Source organism: Sulfitobacter pontiacus, from assembly GCF_040790665.1.
In the GTDB taxonomy this organism is placed as follows: Bacteria; Pseudomonadota; Alphaproteobacteria; order Rhodobacterales; family Rhodobacteraceae; genus Sulfitobacter; species Sulfitobacter pontiacus.
The window spans coordinates 2,104,135-2,130,692 of record NZ_CP160849.1; the positions used below are offsets into that span (position 1 = coordinate 2,104,135).

Here is a 26,558-nt window from a genome sequence, read left to right on the forward strand (position 1 = left end):
TTTCGAGAGCGTCCCACCCAGAATCGGTAGGCGGCGCGATGCGAAAAAGCCTTTAATCCATAGGCCCTTGCTCTGTTGCCGTTTGCCCGCGGATGGTGAATATGTCGGCACCAATTCTCTCGCGCCGCACGAAAGCCAGTATTTTGCAGACAATTTTCGACAAATCAGGGGCGTCTGCAGAAACTCCACCTGTTTTCGGACACTTCGGTGAATGGGTGCAGGGGCGGTTGGGGCCGGAGGGCCCTGTGGTTCTGGTCACGATGCTGTGCCGTGCACATGCGGTGCGGGCGCGGTTTACCCGCGGGGGGGCATTGGGCCTGACGCAGGATGAACCCGCAGCGGTCAGCCTCGCGCAGCTTCGACAGCTGCTAGAGGCCGCAGGGGAAGATGCGGGCAGTTTTACCTTGTCTGGTAACCTTCCTGTCGGGGTTGGGGCAGGTGCATCCACTGCGGCGCTGGTGGCTTTGGCGCGGGCTACGGGTATTGCCGAGGACCGTTTGCCGTCGCTGTGTCTGGCGGTGGAAGGGGCCACCGATCCGTTAATGTTACCGCATCCGGACCGCGTGATCTGGGCCTCGCGGTTGGCACAAAGTAAAGGCGCGCTGGGCGCGCCGCCACGGGCTGACATCATCGGCGGCTACTTTGGCGAACCGATCCGAACCGATGCGGCGGACAGCGGTTTTGCGGATATTGCCGACCTGTTGCCAGCCTGGGAAAGCGCCGTGGCGCGGGGTGATTTGCCTCAGGTGGCGCGGTTGGCGCGCATCAGCGCAGACCGCACCACCGCGTTGCGCGGCCCTCTGAACGACCCAAGCACGATACTGGCGCAGCGGCTCGGTGCTTTGGGCTATGCGCGCGCGCATACAGGGTCCGCGCGCGCGTTCATCTTTGCACCGGGCACCGCCCCCGATGATGCTGAACAGCTGTTGTCAGACCACGGGCTGACCGGTGCGATGCGGTTCACAACCGGAGGAGACGCATGATCGGCGCGGCGGGCATCCTGCTGGGGTTTGTGATCGAGGCGGCTTTGTCCTGGCCTGCGCCGCTTTATGCGAAAATCGGCCATCCGGTGTCCTGGATCGGCCACGCCATTCGCATGATCGAGGCGCGGTTGAATGGCGCTGATACATCGCCCGCACGGTTGCGCCTGTTGGGCGGTGTCGGGGTCTGCCTTGTGCTTGCGCTTGCCGTCTTGCCTGCGATTGTGGTCACCGCATTGCTGCCGTCTGGCTGGGCGGGCTACGTTGTCGGCGGGCTGCTGGCGTGGCCCTTTCTGGCACCGCGGTCGCTGTTCGACCACGTTCAGGCCGTGGCGACGCCTTTGATACAGGGCAATATTGCAGGGGCACGCTATGCCGTCTCGATGATCATCGGGCGCGATCCTGATCAGCTGGACGCTGCCGCGATTGCCCGTGCTTCTATTGAAAGCCTGGCCGAGAATGCCTCGGACGGGGTGGTGGCTCCGGTGTTTTGGGGCGTGCTGCTGGGGCTGCCGGGGCTGGTGGCCTATAAGGCGATCAACACGATGGATTCGATGATCGGGCACCGGTCGACACGCTACCGTCACTACGGGATGGTGGCTGCGCGGCTCGACGATCTGGTAAATTTGATCCCGGCGCGGGCTACGGGGCTGCTGTTCGTGATCGTGTCGGGCCAGCCACGGCGCGCCGCCGCCGTGATGCTGCGCGATGCGCGCCACCACCGGTCCCCCAATGCCGGTTGGCCCGAAGGAGCGATGGCCGGTGCGCTGAACGTGCGCCTGTCCGGCCCGCGTGTGTACGGCGAAGAGATCGCGGATGAACCGTGGCTCAATGCGGAAGGCTCCGAGGCCGATGCGACCAGCCTGCGACGGGCGCTGACGCTTTACCTTCGCGCCATGTTCGTATTAGCAGTCGTGCTGGCGCTGGTGGCGCTGATCTGACAGGGGCAAGCGATGCGGGACCACGGCGGCAATCTGGATGGGGCGATCAAGGCGTTCGGCGGCGACCGCGCCGATTGGATCGATCTGTCCACGGGGATCAACACGGTGCCCTATCCGGTGGGGCCGATCTCGCCAGAGGCATGGACCCGTCTGCCCGAACGCAGTGCCCTTGGCGCGCTGGAAGACGCCGCGCGGCGGGCCTATGACGCAAGCTGTGCTGTTGTGCCTGTGTCAGGGGCGCAGGCGGCGATCCAGCTGGTGCCGCGCCTGATCGCGCCGGGACAAGCCGCGATCCTGTCGCCCACCTATAACGAACATGCCGCCGCACTACGGGCCGAAGGCTGGCAGGTCACCGAGGCCACGGATCTTGCCGCGCTTGAAGGGTATGCCCTTGCCGTGGTGGTCAACCCCAACAACCCCGACGGGCAGCGCCACGCTCCTGACGCCTTGCGCGCGCTTGCCGAAACGGTCGAACTGTTGATCGTGGATGAAAGCTTTGCCGACCCTGATCCAGAGGTGTCGCTGGTCTGCGGCGCGGCCGAACTGCCGAAAAATATCCTTGTGATGCGGTCCTTTGGCAAGTTCTACGGGCTGGCGGGGCTGCGCTTGGGTTTTGTGCTGGCGGCAGAGCCTTTGGCCGAAAGGCTGCGCGCGATGACGGGACCATGGCCGGTTTCCGGCATGGCGATAGAGGTCGCCTTGCGCGCGCTGAACGACACGAATTGGGCGGCGCAGACCACCGCGCGCCTGCAAGGCGAGGCGGCGCAATTGGATGCGATGGCGACACGGGCAGGGTGGGGGCTGGTAGGCGGCACCCCGCTGTTTCGCACCTACGCGACGCCGGATGCCACGGCTGCGCAAAACGCCTTGGCCGCACATCACATCTGGTCGCGGATCTTCCCCTATTCCGACAGCTGGATCCGTCTGGGCCTGCCCGGACCGGCCGGTGATTGGGCCCGGCTCGAAACCGCCTTGAAAGACGGCGCGTGATCCAGCGCATCACAATGAGAGGGCGGCGGGTGCTGCTGGGGCTGATAGCCGCCCTGATAGCCGTCACTCCAGCCAGCGCCGCAGACCTGCCCCGTGTGGTGTCGATGAACCTGTGCACGGACCAGATGGTACTGCTGCTGGCGGATCCTGATCAAATCACCTCCCTTTCCCGTCTGGCGCGCGATCCGCGGTCGTCGTCCCTAGCGCAGGAAGCCGCAGCACATCCGCAGAACGCAGGCGGCGCTGAAGAAATATATCTCTCCGCGCCGGATCTGGTGTTGGCGGGGCAATACTCCGACAAAGCGACCCTCGCGATGCTGCGCCACCTCGGCCTGCGGGTAGAGCAAATGCCGATCACCAAGGCGCTTGACGATATTCCCGCGCAGATCCGGTGGATGGGCGACCTCTTGCAACAGCCCACGCGGGCAGAGGCGCTGGCCCGCGACGTGGAACAGACATTGGCCGCGCAGCCCGCACTGGCCTCCGATGCCCCTGTTGCGGCGTTCTATTACCCGAACGGCTATTCGCTGGGGGTGGATACTTTGGGCCACGACATCGTGACCACCGGCGGACTGCGCAACCTCTCGCAGAAACTCGGACGCCGGAACAGCGGGCGTCTGGCCCTGGAAGACCTGGTGATGAACGCCCCCGATGTGCTGGTCACCACGACACCCTATCCCGGAGGTTCCCGATCCGAAGAGATCATGCTACATCCTGCGCTCGCACAATACGCCAAGACCGGCCGGATGGTGTATAGTTCGCCCGATTGGGTCTGCGGCACGCCGCTGGCGTTGCGGGCGGTGCAAGACGTTCGCAGGGCAGGCAACCAGATACGCCACGAGGAGAGATAACAGATGACCGACAGCACCCCAGACCAGAACAAGCGCCACGCCGAAAAGATGGCGAAGGTCCAGACGGCCCGCGCCAAGATGATGGCGGAAAAGACCGTGACCAAGGGGTTGATCATCGTCCACACCGGGACCGGCAAGGGCAAAAGCAGCTCTGCCTTCGGGATGATCATGCGCTGCATCGGGCACGGGTTCCCCTGCGCGCTGGTGCAGTTCATCAAGGGCGCACGGGTGTCTGCGGACCGTCAACTGCTTGAGGACCGCTTTAGCGACATCTGTCAGGTCTATGTGATGGGCGAGGGCTTTACCTGGGACACGCAAGATCGCGAACGCGACATCGCCGCCGCCGGACGCGCATGGGAAAAAGCCAAAGAGCTGATCCGCGACCCCAACAACCGCATGGTGCTGCTCGACGAGCTCAACATCGCGCTGCGCTATGGCTATATCGACGTGCAGGATGTGGTCGATTTCCTGCAGGCCGAGAAGCCGCATATGACCCATGTGGTGATCACCGGCCGCAACGCGCCCGACGCCTTGATCGAGATTGCGGATCTGGTGACCGAGATGAAGGAAATCAAACATCCTTTCCGCAAACAGGGTATCGCCGCACAGGCCGGTGTGGAATTCTGATCGCCACCGGGGCAGGGCATTCGCCCGCGGTTCGCTTGGCAAAGGGCGGATATCATGGATAAGATCACGCTGGTCACCGGCGGTGCAAAATCGGGCAAGAGCCTTTTTGCCGAAAACCACCTGCGCGCCTACGGGCTGCCGCTGGTCTATATTGCCACCAGCCAGGCCTTCGATCCCGAGATGGAGGACCGCATCGCCGCACATAAGGTGCAACGCGGTGACGGTTGGGACACGGTAGAGGAGCCGCTTGATCTACGCGGCGCGCTGATGCGCACCGATGGGACGGGCGCGCGGCTGGTCGATTGCATGACGCTGTGGCTGTCCAACGTGATGCACGCCGAACGCGACTGGCAGGCAGAGCTTGAAAAAGTGCTGGACAGCTTGCGTGCACAGTCCTCTCCGGTGGTGCTGGTCACGAATGAGGTGGGCGGTGGCATCGTGCCGATGTCCGCGCTGGCACGGCGCTACCGCGATGCCTCGGGCCTGATGAACCAGCGCATTGCAGCGGTGGCGGGGCATGTCGTGTTGGTCAGCTGTGGTCTGCCCCTGACGCTGAAGGGCAGTGCGCAGGCTCCGGCCTCGCTTGCCTGACCCATGAACCCGACATACGATAGATTTCCAAACGAAAGAGACCCCTTTGCATGGCGCATGTGACTTTTCCCCTGACTTCCCTGTCCGACCTTGACGCGCTGACCCGCGATTTGCCTCAGGTTGATGCCGTCGCTCAAGACGCCGCGCGCGACCGGCAGAATGCGCTGACCAAACCGCCCGGATCACTGGGCCGGCTGGAGGAGCTGGCGGTGTTCATGGCGGGGTGGCAGCAAGAGGCGGTGCCGCAGATCGACATGGCGCAGGCCCTCGTCTTTGCCGGTAACCACGGGATCTGCGCGCAGGGGGTGAACCCTTTCCCGCAAGAGGTGACAGCCCAGATGGTGCAGAACTTCAAGGCGGGGGGCGCTGCGATCAACCAGCTGTGCCGCACCAATGACGCGCAGCTGTCGGTGATTGACCTGGACCTTGACCGCCCCACTGCCGATTTCACGCAAGGCCCCGCGATGACCGAGGCGGATTGTGTCGCGGCCCTTAACGCAGGGGCGGCGGCGCTGCATCCCGCGGCCAGTGTCTTGATCCTGGGCGAGATGGGGATCGGTAATTCCACCGTCGCCGCAGCGCTGACGGCGGCGGTCTTTGGAGGGGCTGTGCAAGATTGGGTCGGACGCGGCACCGGTTCGGACGACGAAGGTCTGCGCCGCAAGGTCGACGCCATCACCCGCGGACTTGCCCGCCACGCCGCCATCCCGCAGGATGGGGCGTCTATCCTGATGACCTTGGGCGGGCGCGAGCAGGCGGCGATCTGCGGCGCGGTGCTGGCCGCACGGCAACGGCGTATTCCGGTGATCCTTGACGGGTTCATCTGCACCGCCTCTGTCGCACCGCTCTTCGCCCTGGCCCCTGCGGCGCTGGACCATTGTCTGATCGGGCACCTGAGCGTCGAGCCCGGGCATAAACGTCTGCTGGATGCGATCGGCAAGACGGCCGTGCTCGATTTCGACATGCGGTTGGGCGAAGGATCGGGCGCCGCGCTGGCGCTTGGTATCCTGCGCTCGGCGCTGGCGTGCCACAGCGGCATGGCGACCTTTGCCGAAGCCGGCGTGGCGGACGGCTGATGCTGCGCGCCCGGGTGGCAGAGGCGCGGCTGGCGATGCTGCTGCTGACCCGTATCCCCGTGGGATATCTGCGCGATCCGATCCCGGAGACAGGAGCCTCGGCCTGGGGCTGGCCCTTGGCGGGGGCGGTCGCGATGCTGCCTGCCGCTCTGATCTACTGGGCGCTGCACGCGGCGGGCTTTGGCCCGACGGTTGCGGCCCTTGGTCTGATCTTTGCCACGACACTGCTGACCGGCGCGATGCACGAAGACGGGCTGGCCGATATGGCCGACGGGTTCGGCGGCGGGCAGACCCGCGCGCGCAAGCTCGAGATTATGCGCGACAGCCGCATTGGCAGCTACGGGGTGATGGCCCTGATCCTGACGGTGGCGCTGCAGGTGGCGCTGATCGCGCGGCTGGATCATCCTGCACTGGTCGTGCCTGCCGCGCTTGGTCTGTCGATGGCCAGCCGCGCGATGCTGCCGTTCTGGCTGGCGCGGATGCCTGCCGCGCGGGCCGACGGGCTGGGGCACGGCGCGGCGCAGGTGCCGGCGACTTGCGTCTATATCGCGGTCGCCTTTGGCTTGATTGGGCTGCTGCCCCTGGGCTTTGGCGCGGCGGCGGTGATCTTTGCGGGGATCGTTGTGGCCACCGCGCTGGTGGCCGCGCTGGCGCTGCGGCAAATCGGCGGGCAGACCGGCGACGTGATCGGCGCGATGCAGAAACTGGCCGAACTGTCGGGCTGGGGCGTCACCGTCTATCTCTTTGCCTGACGCGTCCGAGCCGCGTGCCCTTTGACCGGCCGCAAATCCGATGTAGCAAGGGCCCATGTCGAAAAAGACCCTGAACACCGCAAATCTTGCCGCCCTCGGGGCGGAGCGGCTGGCCGAACTGTTGATCGAGGTCAGCACCGGCAGCGCCGATATGAAACGTCGTCTGCGGCTTGAGTTGAGCCACAACCTCGGCCCTGCTGAACTCGCGCGTGATGTGCGCAAGCGGCTGGTCACGATCCGGCGGGCCAAAAGCTATGTCGGGTGGCGCAAGCGGACGGCGCTGATCAAAGACCTGCGCACCCAATCCGCGATGATCATCGACAAGATCGCACCAGACGCCCCCGCCGACGCCTTCGATCTGCTGTGGGAGTTTCTGGAGCTCGCTCCTTCGGTCATGGACCGGGTGGACGACAGCAAGGGGGACGTGGGGGCCGTCTTTGCCGATGCGCTTGCTGAGATCGGCCAGATTGCCGCCCGCGCCCCGCTGGACCCGATCGCGCTGGCGGAACGCACGTGGGAGGCGGTGCAGGGGAATACGGATGGCGCATTTGACGGGATTATCTCACGCATGGCCCCGTCCTTGGGCGACAGCGGGCTCGCACATCTGAAGGGGCTGATCCAAAGCTTTGACGCGGCACCGCTGGACGCGACAGAGGATCACCCCGCCTTGCAATTCCTGCGCGAGCTGCGCGGGCGCAATGCGAACTACGCCGCGCAACGCAAGAAACGCTTTGTCCAGATGCACCTGCGCGAGGTGGCCTTGGCGCAGGGGGATACGGAGACCTACATCTCGCTGTTCTCTCCCAGCGATCTGGCGCGGCCCACCGTTGCGGTCGAGGTGGCGGCGCTCTGGTCGGCCGCTGGCAATCACGATGCCGCGCTTGATGTTCTTGAGGGCGCGCGCCCCAAGGGGAAAGAGGCGGGGCGGCAGGCGTGGGACCCGGCCTATATCCACGCGCTGATCGCATCGGGGCGCGAGGACGAGGCGCAAGCCCACCGCTGGCGCTGTTTTACCGAAACGCTCGACCCAGAGATGCTGCGGGCGCACCTCAAACAGCTACCGGATTTCGATGATCTTGAGGTAGAGGAGGCCGCCAAGGCCCATGCGGCCACGTTCAAGGATCTCAACGCGGCGATCGCCTTTTTCCTCGCGTGGCCCGACCTGCGCGGGCTCGCAGCGATGATTGAAACGCGCGCCGAGACGTTGAACGGCACCCATGTCGCCCCTCTCTCTGATGCCGCCGATGCGCTGCGGGCGCGCCATCCTCTGGCGGCAGCGCTGTGTTGGCGCGCCATGATCGAAGCCGCGCTGTGGGAAAGCGCCAAGTCGCGCTACGCGCTGGCGGCAGATCACCTGATGGACTGCGCCGCCGCGGATATCGAGATCGAGGATTACGGAGCTTTCGAAAGCCACGACGCCTTTGGCCGGCGCCTGCGCAAACGCTATGCCCATACGGCGGGGTTCTGGACGCGGGTCACCTGATCTGCGCGTGCTGGGTCTTTTCTTGCCGCGACGCGGGAACCAACAGGCACGCCGCGCGTATGGATGCATGAGTATTTTCAAACGCGCCGCCTTCGCCCCCATTGCCGCCCTTGGCTTTGCCCTTCCTCTTGCAGCTGCCGCTGATGTGGTGGGCAATGTCGATGTGGACTGGCTGGGCAATGACATCGTGGTAGAGGCGGTCCAAGACCCCGAGGTCAAGGGGGTCACCTGCCATCTGGCCTATTTTGAACGGGGTCTGATCGACCGGCTGCAAAAGGGCAATTGGTTCGAGGATCCGTCGAATTCTTCCATCTCTTGCCGCCAGACCGGCCCGATCGAGATTGGCGACATCTCGCGCGACGACGAGGGCGAGACGGTGTTCAGCGAACGCCGGTCCGTGATCTTCAAGACGCTGAAGGTCAAACGGATTTTCGACGAGGAAAACAACACCTTGGTCTATATCAGCCACGCGCGCGATGTGCAGAACGGATCTGCCAAAATGTCGATGTCGACCGTGCCGCTCTTTGTGCCGACCAAATAGGCAAAGCTTTGCCAAGGCGTATCATCCGCTTTGCCCGCCCCCGTGCTTCGGCTATTCTATGCCGAAGTCATAACAAACAAGGGCGCGGGCAGTATGAGCATTTCTCGAAGAAGTTTCACCGTCGGAGTGGCAGCATTGGGCCTTGCGGCCTGTAGCACCGGCAACAGGGCAGGCAGCTTTGCGCCGCGCAGCGATGCGGGGCTGGCACCGGACCTGCAACCCCAACCGAACGCGGGCTATGACGCGTGGGTTTCGTCGTTCAAGTCACGCGCTGCGGCGCAGGGCATTTCCGACAGCACGCTGCGTCGCGGCTTTGCGGGGGCGGGCTATCTGCCGGGGGTGGTCAAACGGGACCGCAACCAGACGGAATTCAGCCGCTCGCTTGAAGATTACCTTGCCATTGCAGCATCGGACGAACGTGTCACCAAAGGACGCGCAGCATTCGCGCGCCACCAAGGCGTGTTGCGCCAGATAGAGGCGCGCTACGGCGTGCCTGCCGAAGTCGTCACCGCCGTGTGGGGGCTGGAAAGCTTTTACGGGGAACGGCGCGGGAATGTGCCGGTCGTGTCGGCGACATCGACGCTGGCCTATGACGGGCGTCGCGGGGCCTTTTTCGAGAAACAACTGATCGCGGCACTGCGTATCCTTGAGCGCGGCGATGTCTCGGCTGCCGGTCTGACCGGAAGCTGGGCCGGTGCCATGGGCCACACGCAGTTCATCCCCACATCCTATCAATCCTTTGCGGTAGATTTCACCGGCGACGGCAAACGCGACATCTGGTCTGACGACCCGTCGGATTCGCTGGCCTCCACCGCCGCCTATCTGGCGAAGTCGGGCTGGAAGTCCGGCCAGAAATGGGGCGCAGAAATGGGCACCGCGGCGGCAAGCTCTGCCACGCCGGTGCAGATCCTCCAGCCGGATGCGGGCGGGCCGCGCTTTGCGATCTTTAACAACTTCAAGGCGATCAAGCGCTATAACAACTCGGACAATTACGCGATTGGCGTCGGGCATCTGTCGGACCGTATCGCTGGGGGTGGGCCTATTCAGGCCAGCTTTGGCCCCGATAAATACGGGCTGACCATTGACGACCGCAAGGCGTTGCAAGAACGGCTGACCGCCCGCGGTTTTGACACAGACGGCACCGATGGTGTGATTGGCCCGAACAGTCGCAAGGCGATCACCGCCTATCAGCAAAGCCAAGGGCTGCCCGCAACCGGTGACCCGTCGCGCGAGCTGCTGGCGCGGTTGGGCTGATACCGCGATGAAACGATGATCCGCCCGCTTAGGTCGGGCGGATCAGATCAGCGATTTCGGACAGTTTGCTGGCCAGCGGGCTGGTCTTGCGCCAGATCATCCCCACACGGCGCGTCGGTTCCGGCGCGGGGAAGGCGTTGACCGCCACCTGCGCGGACCGCGTTTCCACGGCGACGGCCATCTCGGGGATCAGCGTCACGCCGATGCCCGCACCGACCATTTGCACCAGCGTGGACAGTGAGCTCGCATCCAGCCCCTCGCGTGCGGTTTCCGACTGCATATCGCAAAACGACAGCGCCTGATCGCGAAAGCAATGCCCTTCCTCAAGCAGCAGTAACTTCATCTCGTTCAGATGTGCGCTGCTGGGGATCGGCTTGTTGCGATCAGCCTCGGGGCGCACCAGCATGAATTTCTCGTCGAACAGGGTGACTTCGGTCAGGGAGGGTTCTGACACGGGCAGGGCGACGATGGCGGTGTCGATGCGCCCCTCGGTCAGCTCGGTGATCAGCCGCGGGGTCATGGTTTCGCGCACGTGGATATCCAGCGCGGGGTTCATCCGGGTCAGCTTGGTGATGATCGAGGGCAGCAGATAGGGGCCGATGGTGGGGATGATCCCGATTCTCAACCGGCCCATCAGCCCGTCTTTGGAGGCGCGCGCCATATCCTGAAGCTCATCCACCCCCTGCAAGATCGCCCGCGCGCGCGGCGCGAAATCGACGCCAAAGCTGGTCAACGTGATATTCCGCCCGCCGCGATCAAAGAGGGGCGTTTGCAAGTTCTGCTCCAACTCCTTGATTTGCACGGATAAGGCGGGCTGCGAAATCGCGCAGGCCTCGGCGGCGTGGCCAAAGTGACGGTGATGGGCAACGGCTTCGAAGTAGCGAAGCTGCTTAAGGGTGATGTTGGTCATAGTTTATTTTTATCAAACTGATAGGAAATGCCAACTTAAACTAATCAATAACTGCTGTTAGAACAATTCCAGAAAGACGGGGCAGACCGTATCGCGCCCCCGACATCCATCCCCCGTGACGCGGTGCAAAACCGCGCACCAGACAGACAATATCGGAGACCACCATGGACGGAAATGACGTCGAAAACATCAGCAAATGCCCGGTCGTCGGCAGCCACGGCCGCAACTCAAAGCGCGGTGCGCGGTCGTTGAACGAATGGTGGCCGAACCAGCTGAACCTCAAGCTGCTGCACCAGAACACCATCGATTCGAACCCGCTTGGGCCGGACTTTGACTACGCCGAAGAGTTCAAGAAGCTCGACGTTGACGCGGTCAAGGCTGACCTGCATGCGCTGATGACGGATTCGCAAGACTGGTGGCCTGCGGACTACGGTCACTATGGCCCGTTCTTCATCCGTATGGCATGGCACGCGGCAGGCACCTACCGGACGGCGGATGGCCGTGGCGGGTCCAGCACGGGCACGCAGCGTTTCGCGCCTCTTAACAGCTGGCCGGATAACGCCAACCTCGACAAGGCGCGCCGCCTGCTGTGGCCGATCAAGCAGAAGTACGGCAACCAGATTTCATGGGGCGATCTGATCATCCTGTGCGGGAACATTTCGCTTGAATCCATGGGGCTGAAAACATTCGGCTTCGCCGGTGGCCGCGTGGACCGTTGGGAACCCGAAGAGGACGTTTACTGGGGCCCCGAAGACGAATGGCTGGGCAGCAAGCGTTATAGCGAAGAGCGCGCATTGGAAGACCCGCTGGCCGCCGTGCAGATGGGCTTGATCTATGTGAACCCCGAAGGGCCAGACGGCCAACCCGATCTGCAAGGCTCTGCCAACGACATCCGCGACACCTTTGGCCGGATGGCGATGAATGACTATGAAACCGTGGCGCTGATCGCGGGTGGTCACACATTTGGTAAGGCGCATGGTGCCGTGGGCGGCGAGAATGCCGGCCCCGATCCAGAAGCCTCGCCACTGGAAAGCCAGGGCTTTGGCTGGACCAACAAGCACGAGACCGGCCACGGCATCCACGCCCTGACCAGCGGGCTTGAAGGCGCATGGTCGCAAACCCCGATCAGCTGGGACATGACCTATTTCGACAACCTGCTGGGGCTCGATTGGGAAATGACCAAAAGCCCTGCCGGAGCGATCCAGTGGACACCGAAAAACGCGGACGCCGCAGGGACCGTGCCAGACGCGCATGACCCCTCCAAACGTCACGCGCCGATGATGTTCACCTCAGACCTCGCGCTGCGCGAAGACCCCGATTATTTCAAGATTGCCACGCGCTTTCATGAAAACCCCGAGGAATTTGCCGACGCATTTGCCCGTGCATGGTTCAAGCTGACCCACCGCGACATGGGACCGATTGCCCGCTATCTGGGCAAGGACGTCCCCAGCGAAGAGCTGATCTGGCAGGACCCGATCCCCGCCGTGACGCATACGCTGGTCGATGACGCAGATGTGGCATCGCTGAAAGCCAAAGTGCTGGAATCAGGGCTGAGCGTTCAGGAACTGGTGGCCACCGCTTGGGGCTCTGCCGCGACCTTCCGCGGGTCCGACAAGCGCGGCGGTGCCAATGGCGCGCGCATCCGTCTGGCACCGCAGAAAGACTGGCCGGTGAACGAACCCGATCAGTTGGCCAAAGTGCTTGGCGTGCTGGAAACGATCCGCGCAGACTTCAACAACGCGCAGTCGGGGGACAAAGAAATCTCTGTCGCTGACCTGATCGTGCTGGCCGGTGCCGCCGGGATCGAGAAAGCCGCCAAGGACGCGGGCCACGACGTGACCGTGCCCTTCGCACCGGGCCGCGGCGATGCCTCGCTTGAACAGACCGAGGTTGCCTCCGTTGCCTATCTTGAACCCGTCACCGACGGTTTCCGCAACTTTGCCAAGACCCGCTATTCGGTCACCACGGCAGAGCTGCTGGTCGACCGCGCCCAGCTTCTGACGCTGACCGCGCCAGAGATGACGGTTCTGGTCGGGGGGATGCGTGCACTGGACGTGAACGTGGGTCGCGCCAAACACGGCGTGTTCACCGATGCGCCCGGCACGCTGAACAACGACTTCTTCACCACGCTGCTGGATATGGGCACCGTGTGGTCGAAGGCGGAAGAGACCGCGACGGACGACATCTATGAAGGCCGCGACCGCGCCACGGGTGAGCTGAAGCACACCGGGACCGCTGTTGATCTGCTTTTCGGGTCGAACTCGCAGCTGCGCGCGATTGCAGAGGTCTATGCAGGGGATGTCGCGAAAGACAAATTCGTGACCGATTTCATCGCCGCCTGGACGAAGGTGATGAACCTCGACCGTTTTGACCTCGCCTAAGGGTAGGTAACGAGTGCCAAGGGCGCGGCCGGTATTCGGTCGCGCCCTTTTTTTGTGTCGTGGTGTCAGATGAAACAGGGCTTAGCTGCCCGCGTGGCGCAGCAGATGGGCCTGTGCCTGCTTTGCCGTGGGTGGGGTGCTGCCGCCCAGCAACAGCAGATGCCAGTAGAATTGCACTTCTGCCGGATCGGTCATCAATGCGGCAAAGCTGTCATGGTGCCACTGCACCGCCTGCGCGTGCGCGTCGGCCACACCGGGCAGGGCGCGCAGGCGGGTGACCTCTGCCATTGTTGCGTCCAGCATCGGGTCAATCATCGTGTCAGTCACGGTGTTGAAATTACGCTCCGCCCAGTAATGCAGATCCAGGCGCTTTGTCGTCCGGTTGGGCAGGCCGCGCCCGCGTTTGACCATAAACTCGCCCGCCGAGCGCAGGGAATAGTGGTTCAGCCGCGCGCGAGCTTGGCTCTGCATCACGCCGAACAGGTTGATCCGGTTGTCATTTTCGGCAAAGCCCCCGGGGGCGGCCTGAACACCGCCGAGATTCCACTGCGGGCTGGCACCGCGCTTTTTCTTGGGCCGATGCACGCCGAGCTTCTGAAAGGCAGCGGGCCGGTGCAGGGTCTTGAAGAAGCTTCCCGCAGGCAGAAAGAACGGATCAGGGGCCGCATGGCGAAACCGCAGCGGGGTGAGCGTATCTTGCAACGCCTCTTGCCCGTCCGCGCCGAAAAACCGCCACGGCAGGGCAATCGCGTCGGTATCCGCGGGGACCGACGCGATCAGATCGGGCAGCCCACGCATCGGTGCTGCGAGGGTTAGAAACTCGTCCGCGTCGAAAAACAGCGCCCAATCGGCCTGTTTCATCAGGTCATGGCGGTCGGCCAGACGCATGGCCTGCCATTGCACCGATGTGTCGCCCTCCGGGGTGAAGGGCACATGGGTCACATCATCCAACAGGTCCAGTAGGGCCGGCGTGCCATCGGTGCAATCATGGGTAAAGATCAGAAAATCCGTCACCCCCGCCGCGCGGTGATGTGCGATCCATTCAAGGCAATAGGGCCCTTCGTTGCGCATGCAGGTTACGGCAAGGATACGTGTCACGGGCGGGCGGTCCCTTGGGTCAGGGTGGCAAAGGTTGGGTAAATGACTCTCATGCGGTTCAGGGCAAGTCAATCTTTGCCACGGGCGATGCTGCGCCGGCTTAGGATTGTTTACAAGCTGGGGTCGGCTAAGCTATCGTTCTGCCAATGTATTTGAAAACACCACGGTGCATTTCAGCCCCGCGTTTCGCGCCACCAGAGAGGCCCCATATATCATGAACACCCGTCGCCCTGTCGCCTCCCTTTGGATTGGCGAAAAGCTTCATTATCTGAACCAGCTTTGCCTCAAGTCCCATGTCGTTGCGGGTCATAAAACGATCCTTTACTGCGCCGATAAAGTGGACAACGCCCCCGAAGGGGTCGAGGTGCGCCCCGCGTCCGAGATCATGGAGATTGACCGCGAACTGGTCGCCGCGACCAGCGCGTCTTTCCTGTCGAACGTGTTCCGCTACAAGATGATCCAGAAGACCGGCGCGATCTGGATCGACTGCGACGCTTTCTGTCACCAGCCTTTCCCCGAGGATCAGGAATATATCTTTGGCCGCCACGGCATGTCCGGCGCGCTCAACTGTGGTGTGGTGGGACTGCCGCAGGAATGCGAGTTGATGGATCAACTGCTGGATTACTACGATAACCTGCCGGACTATCCCGCATGGTGGAACAAGAACCAGCGCAAGAAATACGACCGCCAAGACCCCAAACTGACCCACGCGCACCGCATTTATAACGCCGAGCGTACGGCCTTTGGCCCGCAGGCGTTCACCTATTTCGCCAAGCAGACCGGCCAGTATGAAAAAGCCAGCGAACGCGAGGTGCTGTATCCGGTGCCGTTCCAGTTGAACGACATCTTCTATGACCCGCATGGCCGCGTCGAAGGGCATTTCACCGACAAAACCCTGTCTGTGCACCTTTATACCAATGGCACGAAACCGTGGTGGGAAAAGAACGAACCTCTGCCCGGTTCCTATGCCGCGCGGATGTGCGAGAAGATCGGGATCGACCCGTCCAAAGCGCTGCGCTAAGCCGCGTTACGAAGGGCCTTTGCCATCAATCTGAAACCGCACACCAGCCGGCACGGCAAGCTGCTGGCCATCTCTATGATGAAGGACGAGGCACCATTCCTGCTGGAGTGGTACGCCCATCACCTTGCCGTGGGGTTCACCAAGATACTCGTTTACACAAACGATTGTTCCGACGGCACCGATGACATGCTGATCCGGCTTGAAGAGCTGGGTCTGGGCTACCACCGGCGCAACGACATCCCCGAAGGGGTGAAGCCGCAGCCATCTGCGATGAAATACGCGCAGGCCGAACCCAAAGTCGCCGAGGCCGACTGGATCTTGATGTTCGATGCCGATGAATTTCTCTGCATCAACTATGGCGACGGCACGTTGGACCCGATGCTGGACGCGGCAGGGGATGCCAATGGGATCGTGATCACCTGGCGCATCTTCGGCTCTGGCAATGTGGTCGACTGGTCCCGCGATCCGGTGACCGAACAATACCTCTATGCGGCACCGCCAACGTGGAACAAGGGCTGGGGCGTCAAGACGCTGTTCAAGTTTGACCCTGACAAATGGAAAATCGGAATCCATCGCCCGTCGATCAAGAACAAGCATCTGGAAACCGGCTTTCCCGACACTGTGAAATGGCTCAACGGGTCGGGTCAGCCGATGGAGGATTACTTCAAGTTTCGCGGCTGGCGGTCGATCCGGCGCACCGTGGGCTATCAATGGGCGCAGATGAACCACTATGCGGTCAAATCGATCGACAGCTATGCGATCCGCAAGTTCCGCGGCAATGTGAACAACAAGAAAGACAAGTATAACGCCGACTACTGGTCGCTGCAGGACCGAAACGAGGTCTATGACGACAAGATCCTGCGCTATACCGAACGGCGCAAGCAGATCATGGACGAGCTGCTGACTGATCCGGTTCTGTCGCGTCTCCACTATGCCGCCATCGAAAAGGTCGAGGCGCGGCTTGAAGAATACCGCGCGACCGACGCCTATGCGGAACTGAAGCAATCGCTGCTTGAGGCATCCGAGGTGCCGATCACGCAGATCGTGGCCAAGCCGCCTAAGGCCCGCGACCCCGAAGAGATCGCCAAGCTGATGTCTCAGGTCGAGAAAAACGTCGCCGACCGCCCCGCCGAGGAACGCCGTAGCGTGCCGGAAGCCGCGTTCGCGGATGTCGCAGAGGGCGGCGACGGGTTCGTTCCGGGCGACATTGACGTATCGGTTCAAACGGCGGTGGACTGGGTGCCCAACCACGACGTCGCCCTGCCTGCGGATGTGCGTATCTTTGCGCAAAGCACGCTCGAGCTTGTAATGCGCGGCAAATACCAAAGACGTATGGCGCGCATGACCGGGCGTATGGTCGAGGATGGCCAAAAGGTGCTCGACCTTGGTGCGGGGATCGGTTTTCTGTCGATCCATGCCGCGCAAACGGTGTCAGGTGCGACGGTTTTGGCGCAAGAGGATAACAGCTCGCGGTTGGCGATCATGCGCGACGTGTTGGACCATAACGCGCTGGAACTGGGCGACCGTTTGTCCATGATCAACGCGTCGGTGATCTGCGACAACGATGCCGAAACCCTTGCGCGGGTGAACCAGATAATCGCGGACCATCAGCCGGATGTTCTGCGCATCAGCTACGAGGAACTGGGCGGCGGATTGCTTAGCCGGGTGACGCTTGGCCCTGTGACGCGTGTCGTGTTGTTCGGGCCTGCCGTGGCCGCGTTCCACGCACAACGGAGCAAGGTCAAAGACCCGAGCCTGTCGCCCGACCAGGACCAAAGCATGCCCGAGTTTGTTATCATCGAGCCAAAGCAGGCTGCCCATGCGACCTGAGACGGCTTTCCCGAAGGGGATGCCGGCTGCGGTGCTTTTGCCGCCTCGGGGATGGTGACATAAACGATGCTGAAGGGGGCGCGAAACGGCGTCCGACCCGCCAATAGGAACGTATCAAATGCCAGACCACGCCCCCAGTAAACGCGGTGTCCTTCTTCGGGCAAAGAACGGCGACGTGATCGGCTTTGACGAAACGGGCCTGCGCCTGAACCTCTCGGACAGCGTCATCGCCGACATCCACCGCCGCCTGCCTGCCGGAGCGCAGGTGCTGCCCGTCGATGCGGCTGTGTTGGGCGATGTCGATGCGTGGAACCTTCGAGAGCAGGGGGAATGGTACGTGTTTGACGCGAACCTGCCCGGTGCCCAAGGCACGCGGCAATTTCGACGCAAAATCACCGCTGCCCCGGACGCCAGCGCGCCTGACATTATTGCCGACACGTCGGGCGCGGTCTTTGGTGTTCTGGCCATCGGGGGCACGCGGCGGGCGGTGACTGCAGATGAAACACTGTCCTTCCCCTACCATGTGGTGACCACCGGTGATGACCTGGGGCCCGCTGGGGCTGCGGGGACAGAAACGCTGGCACCCTCTGACCTGATGCAGCGCCTGACCGAACAGACCCGCGACAGCCTGATCGCCGACGAAATTCTGCGTCGCAGGCACGCGGAGCACCGGGCCCTGCCACTGCTTTATGCGCGCACCGAAACCGACAGCAGCGCCAGCATCAGCGCGTTGATCGACGGGGCCGCCTTTACCAGCTTTCATCAGACTGTCGCCAACCTTTGTGCCGCGGCGCGCGCATTGGGTAAACCGGCCAAGGTCCTGTCTGTGGGGCTTGATTTCACGCTCGAAGATGTTCTGAGCACCGGGCCCGAATGGTGCGCCGCCATGCACGCGCTGATGCGCCGTATCACGGATATCTTCGCCGACCACGGATTGCGCAAGCCGCTGTTTACGGCTGTCTTTGATGCAGGGACGCGGGATGTATCGGACTCGGACGTGCTGCGCGCGCAGTGGGATTTGGCATGGAACAAGGGCGGGCACGATCACGTCTACGCGGCACCGGGCTATATGTTCGCGCTGGATGAATTTGGCCGGCCCACAGATATCGCGCGGCTGCAAATGGCCGAGATGGAGGCCTGCGCGATCGAGGCGCGCAACAGCGACCAACCGTGGAACTGTCCCGTTCTTCTGCTGGCAGAGCGTGAGCCCGACAACCCCAGCGTGATCCGTTGCCGCGGGGAGGGGATGGGCCCCTTTGTGCTGGATGCCGCCGACCCGCTGAATGCCGGTAGTGCTTGTGGTTTCCGCCTTGAAGGGGACAGCGCCGGTGCCAAGATTACCAGCGTGCAAGTTGATGCCAAAGACCGTAACGATCTGCTGATCACCTGTGACAAGCCTCCGACGGGGGAGGGGCTGACGCTGTGTTACGCCATCGGGGCCGCACCCAGCGACGACGGGATGCCCGCCAATCGCGGGGCGCTGCGCGACGGGTTCTGCTATGCCAGCCGAACCGGAGAGATGTTACACCGTTGGGCGCTGCCAGCCGCGCTGCCGGTGCACTGATGCAAGATTTTACGCCCCTTTATGTCGATATCGACCTGCCCGAAGGTGCCTTGTTGCGCGATGACGCAGCGCAGGCCAGCGTCGTGGACGCCTGTCATCCCAATGATGCGCAGGCGATCTGGTACCACGCCCATGCCCCCGCCATGACCTTCAATGCGCAAAAGGCGATGACCCTATGGGCCGTCGAGAACGGCCTTGGCTCGCCCGCGCGCCCTGTCGATCCGAACGACGACAATGGCACACTGCTGGAGGGCGGCGGGGTGGCATTCACGCGCGGGGTGAACTGCGGCTTTGTCGTTGATGCGGCACTGGTCGAGCAGGACTGCTTCTGCCTTGCCATCCGCGTCACTTCGCCCGACGCAGAGGCGCGTAGCCTCCTGACGGTGAACCCCGACGCCAGCGACAACTACCTGTTTCTCAGCGAAAGCGAGGGCCGCCTGATCTGGCGGGATGATGCGGGTATGGTCGAGGTCTCTATTCCCGCACCGGGTAAGGACTATTGGGTGCTGGCAGGTTTTGACCAAGGGCAGTTGCACCTGACCGCCGCACCGGTCGGGGATGTGTTTCCAATCCCGCAGAAGAGCACCCGACCAAGCGCTGAACTGGCAGCAGAGTTGAACGGTGTGGCCGATCTGTTCATCGGCTGCCGGTCCCACCGCAAGGGAATCCTCAAGACCCTGGGCACATCGGTGGTGCATGACGTGCTGGTCTGGCTTGATCATGGCGCCAGCACGCCCGCCGCCCTTGAACAGGTCGCGCGCGCTTGCCGCTATGCCGAAGCGCCCGGAAACACAGGGGAACGCCCATGAGCTTTACCAGAGCCGACACCGCTGGCGGCAATATCTGTGTCATCTGGATCGATGACATGATCGATATTTTCACGTGGCGAACCGCCTTCGGGCTGCAGATCAGCACGCCCAATATCGACCGCTTCATGTCCGAGGGGACGCGGTTTTCCAACGCCTATGCCACCGTGCCGCTTTGTGCGCCGTGCCGGGCGGAACTGGCGACGGGCTTGTCACCGTTTCGCACGGGGCTGGTCGATCTCAATCGGTTTTGGCGCGATATCTTGCCGCCAACGGCGGGCTGGCAATACGATCTGCGCCGCAACGGGTTCCGCACGTTCACAACGGGCAAGGTCGACAGCAACTACAAACCCATGCCCCATGAATATGCGCGCATCCTCTTTCATGAACAGCCTGAGGCAAAGGATGCGGGGCGGCGATCCAAGGTCAAGAAATACCTCGACAAGGGGCCGGGGATCGCGGGCGTGAACCATCCCGATGACGATGGCAGCCAGGATGACCGCTTCTACGACAATAGGGTGGCGCAGAACGCCATCGACTTTCTGGATCGGGCCGACCCTGCGCGGCGGCACCTGATCCAGCTGGGCTTCAAGCACCCGCATTACAACTTGCAATGCCCCGACCGCTTCTATCAGCAGTATGATCCCGACCAGATTGTCTGGCCCAATTCTGCCGCGCCGGAAGATTACTTTGGCCCGCAGGAGGGCATGGCCGTTTACGAGGCCGCCTATATCGCCAACGGTCCCTGGACCCCGGAGAAGTCGGGCGATCATGCGTGGCGACAGGTTGTGCGCGCCTATTTCGCGGCCATCAGCCATGTGGATGCGGAAATCGGCCGCTTCATGGACGCCTTGCGCGGCTCGGAGCTGGCGCAAAATACCACCGTCCTGTTGCTGTCAGACAATGGGTTCAACCTTGGCACCCACGACAGTTTCCACAAGATGAGCCAGTGGGACAGCGCCGCCCATGTGCCGCTGGGGATCTGGCACGCGGGCATGACGCAGGGCCGCGTGGTCGAGATGCCCGTATCGCTGCATAATGTGCCCAAGACGATCATGGACCTGGCAGGGCTGCCATACCGACCCGACTGGACGTCGGGCCAAAGCCTGCTGCCGCTGATCGATGACAGTTTCGGATCGTATGACGACAGCAAATCTCCGGTGACGAGCGTTTTCGGCACGCTCTCCGTGCGCGCCGCCGATCCCGATCTGAGCCAATACCGCTACTTCCGCTACCCCAACGGCGAAGAGCATATCTATGATCTGGTCGCCGACCCCGGCGAGACGACAAATATCGTGGAAACGGCCCCGCTCGACGTGTTGCGCCGCACTATGGTGGATAATGCGCTCGACCTCGGGCTTGACCTGCGCGGGTTCGAGAACCCGCAGCGCGGGGTCAATGCGATGATGGCGCTGGACGGCTCTGTAGTGCTGGCGGGGGGCACGGCGGATAATGATTATTGGGCCTATGGGGCCAATGCCGAAAAGATTTCGGAAGATGAAGACGGCGGCAATGACACGTTGTGGTATATGGCGGGGCCAGATGACTATGTGCTACATATGCCCGCCTATATCGAGAATATCCGCATCGCCACTGTCGTCGCCCGGGAAGAGCAAGACCCCTCGAAGGGCAAGCCCATTGCGGTTGTGGCGCATCCCGATACCCCGATGAACTTCGAAACCTCCGAAAGGGTCGCGGTGAACGTCCAAGGAAGCCGCGGGGCCGATGTGATGATCGGTGCAAAATACGCGGGCGCGACCTTCTATGGCGGTGCCGGCGACGATATGTTGATCGCCAAATCAGGGCGCGGCAAGGATGTGCATCTGTTCTACGGCGGCGCGGGCAATGACACGCTGATCGGCGGCAATGGGCGCGACATCCTCGACGGGGGCGCGGGCAACGACGTGATCCGTGGCGGGGCAGGGCGCAGCAAGATCTACGGCGGGCCGGGCAATGACGATATTTCCGACGGCGACGGCGGGTCCGAAATCCACACCGGCCCCGGCCGTAACCGCGTGAAATCCGCAGGCGGGGATGATACGATCTATATCGGCAGCGGATATAACACGATTGAACCCGGCAAGGGGCGTGCGACCTTCCACGTGGCCTATGGCGGCGTGACGACACTTACCGGATGGGAGGACGACTATACGCTCGACCTATCCGACTGGCCGGCCGCCCCGACCATCATAATCGACGAAGGCCGTGGTGCGGAACTGAGGCTCGGCGTCGCCGTCGTGCGGATCAACGCCGCCGTCAGCGCCAGTCAATTACAGTCGCAAATCCAGCAAAGCCGATGAAAGCGCTGTCGCCCGGCGAAAGCCCGGGGCGACAGCGGATGTCTTAGGCGCTGCGCAGCCCCAGAATATCGCGCGCCTGCTGCCAGGTCGCCACGGGGCGTTCGTATTTCTCGCATAGATCCGCCGCGCGTTTGATCAGCGCCGCGTTGGATGGGGCGAGCGTGTTACGGTCCAGACGCACGTTGTCTTCCAGGCCGGCCCGCGTGTGACCGCCCGCTGCAATCGCCCATTCGTTCACGACGATCTGGTTCGGCCCAATCCCTGCGGCACACCACGCGGCCTCGGGCGCGCGGGCCTTCAACTGCGCGACGTAGAAGTCAAAAACCTCTTTATCCGCTGGCATGGCGTTTTTCACCCCCATGACGAATTGCACATAAAGCCGCCCGAACAGCTTGCCGTCCTTGTGATGCTGGATCGCCTGCAGGATGTGGCTCAGATCGAAGGCTTCGATCTCGGGCACAACCTCATGGGCGCGCATTTCGGACGCCAGCCAATCCACCAGATCCGGCGGGTTCTCGTAGACGCGGGTGGGAAAGTTGTTCGACCCCACCGACAGGGAGGCCATATCGGGCCGCAGTGACAGCATGCCGCCGCGCGCCTTGCCCGCACCTGACCGCCCGCCGGTCGAGAACTGGATGATCATCCCGGGGCAGTGTTTCTCCAGCCCCTCTTTCAACCGCGCAAATTTCTCTGGGTCAGAGGAGGGCGTCTCGTCTTCATTGCGCACATGGGCGTGGCAGATGCTTGCCCCGGCTTCAAAGGCTTCATGCGTGCTTTCAATCTGCTCGGTGATCGTGACGGGTACGGCGGGATTGGCGGCTTTGGTCGGTACGCTGCCGGTGATGGCAACGCAAAGAATGCATGGATCAGACATCTAGGAACACTGTTTCTTTCTCGCCCTGAAGGTAAATATCAAACCGATAGACGCCATCGGTTTCTTTCTCCGCGATCAGGGTCGCAACGCGGTTTTGATGTTCAATACGGGTCAGCAGCGGGTCGGCGCTGTTATCGGCATCGGGGAAATACATACGTGTATTCAAGCCGATATTGATCCCGCGCGCGACGATCCACAAGCTGATATGCGGGGCCATCATACGCCCGTCGGGAAAGGGCACGGCACCGGGGCGGATGGTGTCGAACTGCCATTCGCCGGTGTCATAATCGCCCGCCTGGCGGCCCCATCCGGTAAAGTTCGGATCGGCGGCACCACGGGGGTCGTTGCCCGGATAGAGCCCCGCCGCATCGGCCTGCCAGATCTCGACCAGCGCGTCTTTCAGCGGCGTGCCGGTGCCGTCATAGATCGTGCCCTTCACCGTGATCCGTTCGCCTTTGGTCTCGGCATTGACCATATGCGCGCCCAGATCCTCGGGGTAGACGCCGGTGATGTCGCAAAAATTCGGCACGCAGCCGATATGCACATAGGGCCCTGCGGTCTGCGACGGGCTTTCTTTCAACTGGGTCAGCTCTTGCATCAGTTCCCCTCCATCCGGTTTTCAAACATGGTGGACCGGTGCCCCCTGAGCACGATGTCGAATTTATAGGCCCGCGCATCCATAGGCACGGTATTGTCCATGTCCAACGGCGCGATCAACTGCTCTACCGCGGCGCGCGACGGGATCGTCTGTACGATGGGGCATTTCCAGATCAGCGGGTCACCCTCAAAATACATCTGCGTGATCAAGCGCTGCGCAAAACCCTGTCCGAAAACGGAAAAGTGGATATGCGCAGGGCGCCAGTCATTCACCCCATTGGGCCAGGGGTAGGCACCCGGTTTGACCGTGCGCAGGCTATAGCCGCCGTTCTCATCGGTCACAGTGCGGCCACACCCACCAAAATTGGGGTCGAGCGGGGCCAGATATCCCTCTTTCTTGTGGCGATAGCGCCCGCCCGCATTGGCTTGCCAGAATTCAAGCAACACACCAGGCACACCGCGCCCGTTCTGGTCGAGCACACGACCATGCACGATGATCCGCTGGCCAATCGCCATCTCGCCCTCGGCGGCGTAGTTGAGGATCAGGTCATTATCCAGCGCCCCCAACATATTGTGGCCAAAGACCGGGCCGGTCTGCTCGCTCAGCGTGGTATTCATCGAGATCAGCGCCTTTTGCGGCGACCGCACCACCGATGTCTTATAGGCCGGTGCCAGCGCGGGCGGGTGCCAGCTCCGGTCACGGTGAAAGAACGCTCCGTTCTGATCGGTCATTCGGCGGCTTCCATTTCCTGATAGGTCTGTTTGGCGAGCTTAAGCGCATGGTTCGCCTTTGGCACCCCCGCGTAAATGGCAACATGCTGGAACGCCTCGATCACATCGGATTTGCTGGCACCGGTATTGGCGGTGGCGCGGATGTGCATGGGGATTTCCTCGAAATTGCCGGTCGCCGCCAGCAGTGCCAGCGTCAGCATCGACCGTTCGCGGCGGCTGATCTTGTCGCTGGCCCAGACGGTGCCCCAGGCCGCTTCGGTGATCAGACTTTGGAACGGCGCGTCCAGCTCGGTCTTGGCGGCTTCGGCGCGGTCCACATGGGCATCGCCCAAAACGGCGCGGCGGGTGGTCATACCGATCTCGGTTCGGTCGGCCATGTTCTTCTCCTCGGTCACGGTGGGTGTTCATTGTCGCGCTGCCGATTGGACAGGAAAAACACGCGGCGCGCAAACGCATATCCGCCCTTCCAAATGGATGAAAATCCCGGGGGAGGGGCCGCAAAGCGGTGCCGGGGGCAGCGCCCCCTTATGCCTGTCCGGCCTCCCCCTGACCTTGACATCGCAGCGCTTTTTCGTCCTTTTGGCCGAAACAGCAAAAGGACGCTTCTTATGATGAAAACACGCGCCGCCGTCGCCGTTGCCGCAGGGCAACCGCTTGAAGTGATGGACGTAAATCTCGAAGGCCCCAAGCGGGGTGAAGTCCTGATCGAAATCAAGGCCACCGGCCTGTGCCACACCGATGAATTCACCCGTTCGGGCGACGACCCCGAAGGGATTTTCCCGGCCATTCTGGGCCACGAGGGCGCAGGCGTCGTGCTTGAAGTCGGCGAGGGCGTCACCACGCTCGAGGTCGGCGATCACGTGATCCCGCTTTACACGCCCGAATGCCGCGAGTGTGAATATTGCCTATCGGGTAAAACCAACCTCTGTCAGGCGATCCGCGTGACCCAAGGCCAGGGGCTGCTGCCCGATGGCACCACGCGGTTCTCGATGATGGATGGCACGCCGATCCACCACTACATGGGCTGTTCGACCTTCGCCAATCACACGGTCATCCCTGAGATCGCCCTTGCCAAGGTCCGCAAGGACGCGCCCTTTGACAAGATCTGCTATATCGGCTGCGGTGTGACCACGGGCATCGGCGCGGTGATCAACACCGCCAAGGTGGAGATCGGCGCGCGCTGCGTGGTCTTTGGCCTGGGCGGCATCGGGCTGAACGTCATTCAGGGCCTGCGCATGGCGGGGGCCGACCAGATCGTCGGCGTCGATCTGAACGACGACAAGGAAGAGACAGGCCGCTACTTCGGCATGACCGACTTTGTGAACCCCACCAAGGTCGAGGGCGATATGGTCGCGCATTTGGTCGAACTGACCAAAGGCGGTGCGGATTACACCTTTGATGCCACAGGCAATACCAAGGTCATGCGGCAGGCGCTTGAAGCCGCGCATAAGGGCTGGGGGGAGTCGATCATTATCGGTGTCGCACCGGCGGGGGCCGAAATCTCGACCCGTCCGTTCCAGCTGGTCACGGGCCGCGTCTGGAAAGGCACGGCATTCGGCGGGGCCAAGGGCCGCACCGATGTGCCCAAGATCGTGGATTGGTACATGAACGGCAAGATCGAGATCGACCCGATGATCACCCACAAGCTGACGCTGGACCAGATCAACGAAGGGTTCGAATTGATGCACAAAGGTGAATCCATTCGCGCCGTCGTTGAATTCTAGGCGCGAATTCGTAAAACTTGCGACAAACGCCGTCCTCACGGGGGCGGCGTTTTATGTTTTCTGAAACCCCTCGTGACACGATGTTTTGACGTGAGGGCACGAAGGGCTGCGGGACAGATTGGGTTTACCACCCCGATCCCGCTAGTATTTATAGAGTGAACGTCGGGAGACAAGGCATGAAACTTACAGTGAATGGCGTGACCCATGATGTGGACGTCGAGGAAGACATGCCCATGCTCTGGGTCTTGCGCGACGTTCTGGGGATCACCGGCCCGAAATACGGCTGCGGGATCGCGCAATGCGGGGCCTGCACCGTGCATATGGACGGGATCGCGGTCCGGTCGTGCCAGTTGGCTGCGGGCGATGTCGAGGGCGAGATTACCACCATCGAAGGGTTGGGCTCTCCGGCGGTGCGCCATGCGGTGCAGGAGGCCTGGATCGACCTGCAGGTCGCGCAATGCGGCTACTGTCAATCGGGGCAGATCATGCAGGCGGCCTCTTTTCTTGAGCTGAACCCGACCCCTACGGATGACCAGATTGACGCCGCGATGAGCGGGAACCTCTGTCGATGCGGCACCTATCCCCGTATTCGCGAGGCGGTGAAATCCGCCGCGATCAAGCTGAAGGCGGTGTGA

At 62.5% G+C, this 26,558-nt stretch carries 25 protein-coding genes; 19 read left to right on the forward strand and 6 right to left on the reverse strand.

The window, feature by feature from the left end:
- Positions 1–101: 101 nt before the first annotated feature.
- The 11 genes from AB1495_RS10325 to AB1495_RS10375 all read left to right on the forward strand — a co-directional run bounded on the left by AB1495_RS10325 (position 102) and on the right by AB1495_RS10375 (position 10,086).
- Positions 102–983, forward strand: coding sequence for a hypothetical protein (locus tag AB1495_RS10325; RefSeq protein ID WP_244268892.1), 882 nt, complete (start codon positions 102–104; stop codon positions 981–983).
- Positions 980–1,921, forward strand: a complete 942-nt coding sequence (gene cbiB, locus AB1495_RS10330; RefSeq protein ID WP_074635447.1) for an adenosylcobinamide-phosphate synthase CbiB — start codon at positions 980–982, stop codon at positions 1,919–1,921. Before AB1495_RS10325 ends, cbiB begins: the two co-directional genes overlap by 4 nt.
- A gap of 12 nt (positions 1,922–1,933) precedes the next feature.
- Positions 1,934–2,911 carry a threonine-phosphate decarboxylase CobD gene (gene cobD, locus AB1495_RS10335; RefSeq protein WP_074635449.1) on the forward strand — a complete coding sequence of 326 codons (978 nt, stop codon included), beginning with the start codon at positions 1,934–1,936 and terminating at the stop codon, positions 2,909–2,911.
- Complete coding sequence (locus AB1495_RS10340; protein WP_244268894.1) at positions 2,908–3,762, forward strand: ABC transporter substrate-binding protein; 855 nt, start codon at positions 2,908–2,910, stop codon at positions 3,760–3,762. Before cobD ends, AB1495_RS10340 begins: the two co-directional genes overlap by 4 nt.
- 3 nt (positions 3,763–3,765) lie before the next feature.
- Positions 3,766–4,389 carry a cob(I)yrinic acid a,c-diamide adenosyltransferase gene (gene cobO / locus AB1495_RS10345; protein WP_037943712.1) on the forward strand — a complete coding sequence of 208 codons (624 nt, stop codon included), beginning with the start codon at positions 3,766–3,768 and terminating at the stop codon, positions 4,387–4,389.
- A gap of 54 nt (positions 4,390–4,443) precedes the next feature.
- On the forward strand, positions 4,444–4,980 hold the full coding sequence (gene cobU, locus AB1495_RS10350) for a bifunctional adenosylcobinamide kinase/adenosylcobinamide-phosphate guanylyltransferase (protein ID WP_074635451.1): 537 nt from the start codon (positions 4,444–4,446) through the stop codon (positions 4,978–4,980).
- 50 nt (positions 4,981–5,030) lie between these two features.
- Positions 5,031–6,056, forward strand: a complete 1,026-nt coding sequence (gene cobT / locus AB1495_RS10355; RefSeq protein ID WP_074635452.1) for a nicotinate-nucleotide--dimethylbenzimidazole phosphoribosyltransferase — start codon at positions 5,031–5,033, stop codon at positions 6,054–6,056.
- The gene (locus AB1495_RS10360) at positions 6,056–6,808 is read left to right on the forward strand and encodes an adenosylcobinamide-GDP ribazoletransferase (RefSeq protein ID WP_074635454.1); all 753 of its coding nucleotides are present in this window, start codon (positions 6,056–6,058) and stop codon (positions 6,806–6,808) included. Before cobT ends, AB1495_RS10360 begins: the two co-directional genes overlap by 1 nt.
- 55 nt (positions 6,809–6,863) lie before the next feature.
- Positions 6,864–8,291 carry a DUF6880 family protein gene (locus tag AB1495_RS10365; RefSeq protein WP_074635455.1) on the forward strand — a complete coding sequence of 476 codons (1,428 nt, stop codon included), beginning with the start codon at positions 6,864–6,866 and terminating at the stop codon, positions 8,289–8,291.
- A 67-nt stretch (positions 8,292–8,358) separates the two neighbouring features.
- Positions 8,359–8,832, forward strand: coding sequence for a CreA family protein (locus tag AB1495_RS10370; protein ID WP_074635457.1), 474 nt, complete (start codon positions 8,359–8,361; stop codon positions 8,830–8,832).
- 93 nt (positions 8,833–8,925) lie between these two features.
- Positions 8,926–10,086, forward strand: a complete 1,161-nt coding sequence (locus AB1495_RS10375; protein WP_074635459.1) for a lytic murein transglycosylase — start codon at positions 8,926–8,928, stop codon at positions 10,084–10,086.
- Positions 10,087–10,114: 28 nt separating this feature from the next.
- On the opposite strand, the gene AB1495_RS10380 is transcribed toward AB1495_RS10375, so the two are convergent.
- The gene (locus AB1495_RS10380) at positions 10,115–10,996 is read right to left on the reverse strand and encodes a hydrogen peroxide-inducible genes activator (RefSeq protein ID WP_074635461.1); all 882 of its coding nucleotides are present in this window, start codon (positions 10,994–10,996) and stop codon (positions 10,115–10,117) included.
- Between the two features lie 164 nt (positions 10,997–11,160).
- On the opposite strand from AB1495_RS10380, the gene katG reads away from it, so the two are divergent.
- Positions 11,161–13,377, forward strand: coding sequence for a catalase/peroxidase HPI (gene katG, locus AB1495_RS10385; RefSeq protein WP_074635462.1), 2,217 nt, complete (start codon positions 11,161–11,163; stop codon positions 13,375–13,377).
- 81 nt (positions 13,378–13,458) lie between these two features.
- On the opposite strand, the gene AB1495_RS10390 is transcribed toward katG, so the two are convergent.
- Complete coding sequence (locus AB1495_RS10390; protein WP_244268896.1) at positions 13,459–14,475, reverse strand: glycosyltransferase family 2 protein; 1,017 nt, start codon at positions 14,473–14,475, stop codon at positions 13,459–13,461.
- A 214-nt stretch (positions 14,476–14,689) separates the two neighbouring features.
- Between AB1495_RS10390 and AB1495_RS10395 the strand changes: the two genes are divergently transcribed.
- The 5 genes from AB1495_RS10395 (at position 14,690) to AB1495_RS10415 (ending at position 21,996) form a co-directional block, all read left to right on the forward strand.
- Positions 14,690–15,496, forward strand: coding sequence for a hypothetical protein (locus tag AB1495_RS10395; RefSeq protein WP_074635464.1), 807 nt, complete (start codon positions 14,690–14,692; stop codon positions 15,494–15,496).
- A 75-nt stretch (positions 15,497–15,571) separates the two neighbouring features.
- The gene (locus tag AB1495_RS10400; protein WP_074635465.1) at positions 15,572–17,326 is read left to right on the forward strand and encodes a glycosyltransferase family 2 protein; all 1,755 of its coding nucleotides are present in this window, start codon (positions 15,572–15,574) and stop codon (positions 17,324–17,326) included.
- A gap of 118 nt (positions 17,327–17,444) precedes the next feature.
- Positions 17,445–18,890 (forward strand): hypothetical protein, encoded by a 1,446-nt coding sequence (locus AB1495_RS10405; protein ID WP_074635467.1) that lies wholly within the window; start codon positions 17,445–17,447, stop codon positions 18,888–18,890.
- Positions 18,890–19,699, forward strand: coding sequence for a hypothetical protein (locus AB1495_RS10410; RefSeq protein WP_244268898.1), 810 nt, complete (start codon positions 18,890–18,892; stop codon positions 19,697–19,699). The genes AB1495_RS10405 and AB1495_RS10410 overlap by 1 nt, the downstream gene beginning before the upstream one ends.
- Positions 19,696–21,996 carry a sulfatase-like hydrolase/transferase gene (locus tag AB1495_RS10415; protein ID WP_074635470.1) on the forward strand — a complete coding sequence of 767 codons (2,301 nt, stop codon included), beginning with the start codon at positions 19,696–19,698 and terminating at the stop codon, positions 21,994–21,996. The genes AB1495_RS10410 and AB1495_RS10415 overlap by 4 nt, the downstream gene beginning before the upstream one ends.
- 43 nt (positions 21,997–22,039) lie before the next feature.
- Here AB1495_RS10415 and AB1495_RS10420 read toward each other — a convergent pair whose 3' ends face one another.
- The 4 genes from AB1495_RS10420 to pcaC are packed head-to-tail and all read right to left on the reverse strand — an operon-like array spanning position 22,040 to position 24,576.
- Positions 22,040–22,870 (reverse strand): 3-keto-5-aminohexanoate cleavage protein, encoded by an 831-nt coding sequence (locus AB1495_RS10420; RefSeq protein WP_074635472.1) that lies wholly within the window; start codon positions 22,868–22,870, stop codon positions 22,040–22,042.
- The gene (pcaG, locus tag AB1495_RS10425) at positions 22,863–23,468 is read right to left on the reverse strand and encodes a protocatechuate 3,4-dioxygenase subunit alpha (RefSeq protein WP_074635474.1); all 606 of its coding nucleotides are present in this window, start codon (positions 23,466–23,468) and stop codon (positions 22,863–22,865) included. The genes AB1495_RS10420 and pcaG overlap by 8 nt, the downstream gene beginning before the upstream one ends.
- Positions 23,468–24,199 (reverse strand): protocatechuate 3,4-dioxygenase subunit beta, encoded by a 732-nt coding sequence (gene pcaH / locus AB1495_RS10430; protein WP_074635476.1) that lies wholly within the window; start codon positions 24,197–24,199, stop codon positions 23,468–23,470. The genes pcaG and pcaH overlap by 1 nt, the downstream gene beginning before the upstream one ends.
- The gene (gene pcaC, locus AB1495_RS10435) at positions 24,196–24,576 is read right to left on the reverse strand and encodes a 4-carboxymuconolactone decarboxylase (RefSeq protein ID WP_037963220.1); all 381 of its coding nucleotides are present in this window, start codon (positions 24,574–24,576) and stop codon (positions 24,196–24,198) included. The genes pcaH and pcaC overlap by 4 nt, the downstream gene beginning before the upstream one ends.
- 234 nt (positions 24,577–24,810) lie before the next feature.
- On the opposite strand from pcaC, the gene AB1495_RS10440 reads away from it, so the two are divergent.
- Both AB1495_RS10440 and AB1495_RS10445 read left to right on the forward strand, forming a co-directional pair.
- Positions 24,811–25,923, forward strand: a complete 1,113-nt coding sequence (locus AB1495_RS10440; protein ID WP_005852224.1) for an S-(hydroxymethyl)glutathione dehydrogenase/class III alcohol dehydrogenase — start codon at positions 24,811–24,813, stop codon at positions 25,921–25,923.
- 176 nt (positions 25,924–26,099) lie between these two features.
- Complete coding sequence (locus AB1495_RS10445; protein ID WP_005852225.1) at positions 26,100–26,558, forward strand: (2Fe-2S)-binding protein; 459 nt, start codon at positions 26,100–26,102, stop codon at positions 26,556–26,558.

What these genes read in the sequence shown, in the direction of transcription:
- AB1495_RS10375 (WP_074635459.1), top strand. Translation starts at nt 8,926, where the DNA reads ATGAGCATTTCTCGAAGAAGTTTCACCGTCGGAGTGGCAGCATTGGGC.
- AB1495_RS10410 (WP_244268898.1), top strand. Translation starts at nt 18,890, where the DNA reads ATGCAAGATTTTACGCCCCTTTATGTCGATATCGACCTGCCCGAAGGT.
- AB1495_RS10325 (WP_244268892.1), top strand. Translation starts at nt 102, where the DNA reads ATGTCGGCACCAATTCTCTCGCGCCGCACGAAAGCCAGTATTTTGCAG.
- AB1495_RS10405 (WP_074635467.1), top strand. Translation starts at nt 17,445, where the DNA reads ATGCCAGACCACGCCCCCAGTAAACGCGGTGTCCTTCTTCGGGCAAAG.
- AB1495_RS10365 (WP_074635455.1), top strand. Translation starts at nt 6,864, where the DNA reads ATGTCGAAAAAGACCCTGAACACCGCAAATCTTGCCGCCCTCGGGGCG.
- cobT (WP_074635452.1), top strand. Translation starts at nt 5,031, where the DNA reads ATGGCGCATGTGACTTTTCCCCTGACTTCCCTGTCCGACCTTGACGCG.
- pcaC (WP_037963220.1), bottom strand. Translation starts at nt 24,576, where the DNA reads ATGGCCGACCGAACCGAGATCGGTATGACCACCCGCCGCGCCGTTTTG.
- AB1495_RS10370 (WP_074635457.1), top strand. Translation starts at nt 8,359, where the DNA reads ATGAGTATTTTCAAACGCGCCGCCTTCGCCCCCATTGCCGCCCTTGGC.
- pcaG (WP_074635474.1), bottom strand. Translation starts at nt 23,468, where the DNA reads ATGCAAGAGCTGACCCAGTTGAAAGAAAGCCCGTCGCAGACCGCAGGG.
- cobO (WP_037943712.1), top strand. Translation starts at nt 3,766, where the DNA reads ATGACCGACAGCACCCCAGACCAGAACAAGCGCCACGCCGAAAAGATG.
- AB1495_RS10440 (WP_005852224.1), top strand. Translation starts at nt 24,811, where the DNA reads ATGAAAACACGCGCCGCCGTCGCCGTTGCCGCAGGGCAACCGCTTGAA.
- AB1495_RS10400 (WP_074635465.1), top strand. Translation starts at nt 15,572, where the DNA reads ATGATGAAGGACGAGGCACCATTCCTGCTGGAGTGGTACGCCCATCAC.
- AB1495_RS10395 (WP_074635464.1), top strand. Translation starts at nt 14,690, where the DNA reads ATGAACACCCGTCGCCCTGTCGCCTCCCTTTGGATTGGCGAAAAGCTT.
- AB1495_RS10360 (WP_074635454.1), top strand. Translation starts at nt 6,056, where the DNA reads ATGCTGCGCGCCCGGGTGGCAGAGGCGCGGCTGGCGATGCTGCTGCTG.
- AB1495_RS10445 (WP_005852225.1), top strand. Translation starts at nt 26,100, where the DNA reads ATGAAACTTACAGTGAATGGCGTGACCCATGATGTGGACGTCGAGGAA.
- AB1495_RS10420 (WP_074635472.1), bottom strand. Translation starts at nt 22,870, where the DNA reads ATGTCTGATCCATGCATTCTTTGCGTTGCCATCACCGGCAGCGTACCG.
- cobD (WP_074635449.1), top strand. Translation starts at nt 1,934, where the DNA reads ATGCGGGACCACGGCGGCAATCTGGATGGGGCGATCAAGGCGTTCGGC.
- cobU (WP_074635451.1), top strand. Translation starts at nt 4,444, where the DNA reads ATGGATAAGATCACGCTGGTCACCGGCGGTGCAAAATCGGGCAAGAGC.
- AB1495_RS10415 (WP_074635470.1), top strand. Translation starts at nt 19,696, where the DNA reads ATGAGCTTTACCAGAGCCGACACCGCTGGCGGCAATATCTGTGTCATC.
- pcaH (WP_074635476.1), bottom strand. Translation starts at nt 24,199, where the DNA reads ATGACCGATCAGAACGGAGCGTTCTTTCACCGTGACCGGAGCTGGCAC.
- katG (WP_074635462.1), top strand. Translation starts at nt 11,161, where the DNA reads ATGGACGGAAATGACGTCGAAAACATCAGCAAATGCCCGGTCGTCGGC.
- cbiB (WP_074635447.1), top strand. Translation starts at nt 980, where the DNA reads ATGATCGGCGCGGCGGGCATCCTGCTGGGGTTTGTGATCGAGGCGGCT.
- AB1495_RS10380 (WP_074635461.1), bottom strand. Translation starts at nt 10,996, where the DNA reads ATGACCAACATCACCCTTAAGCAGCTTCGCTACTTCGAAGCCGTTGCC.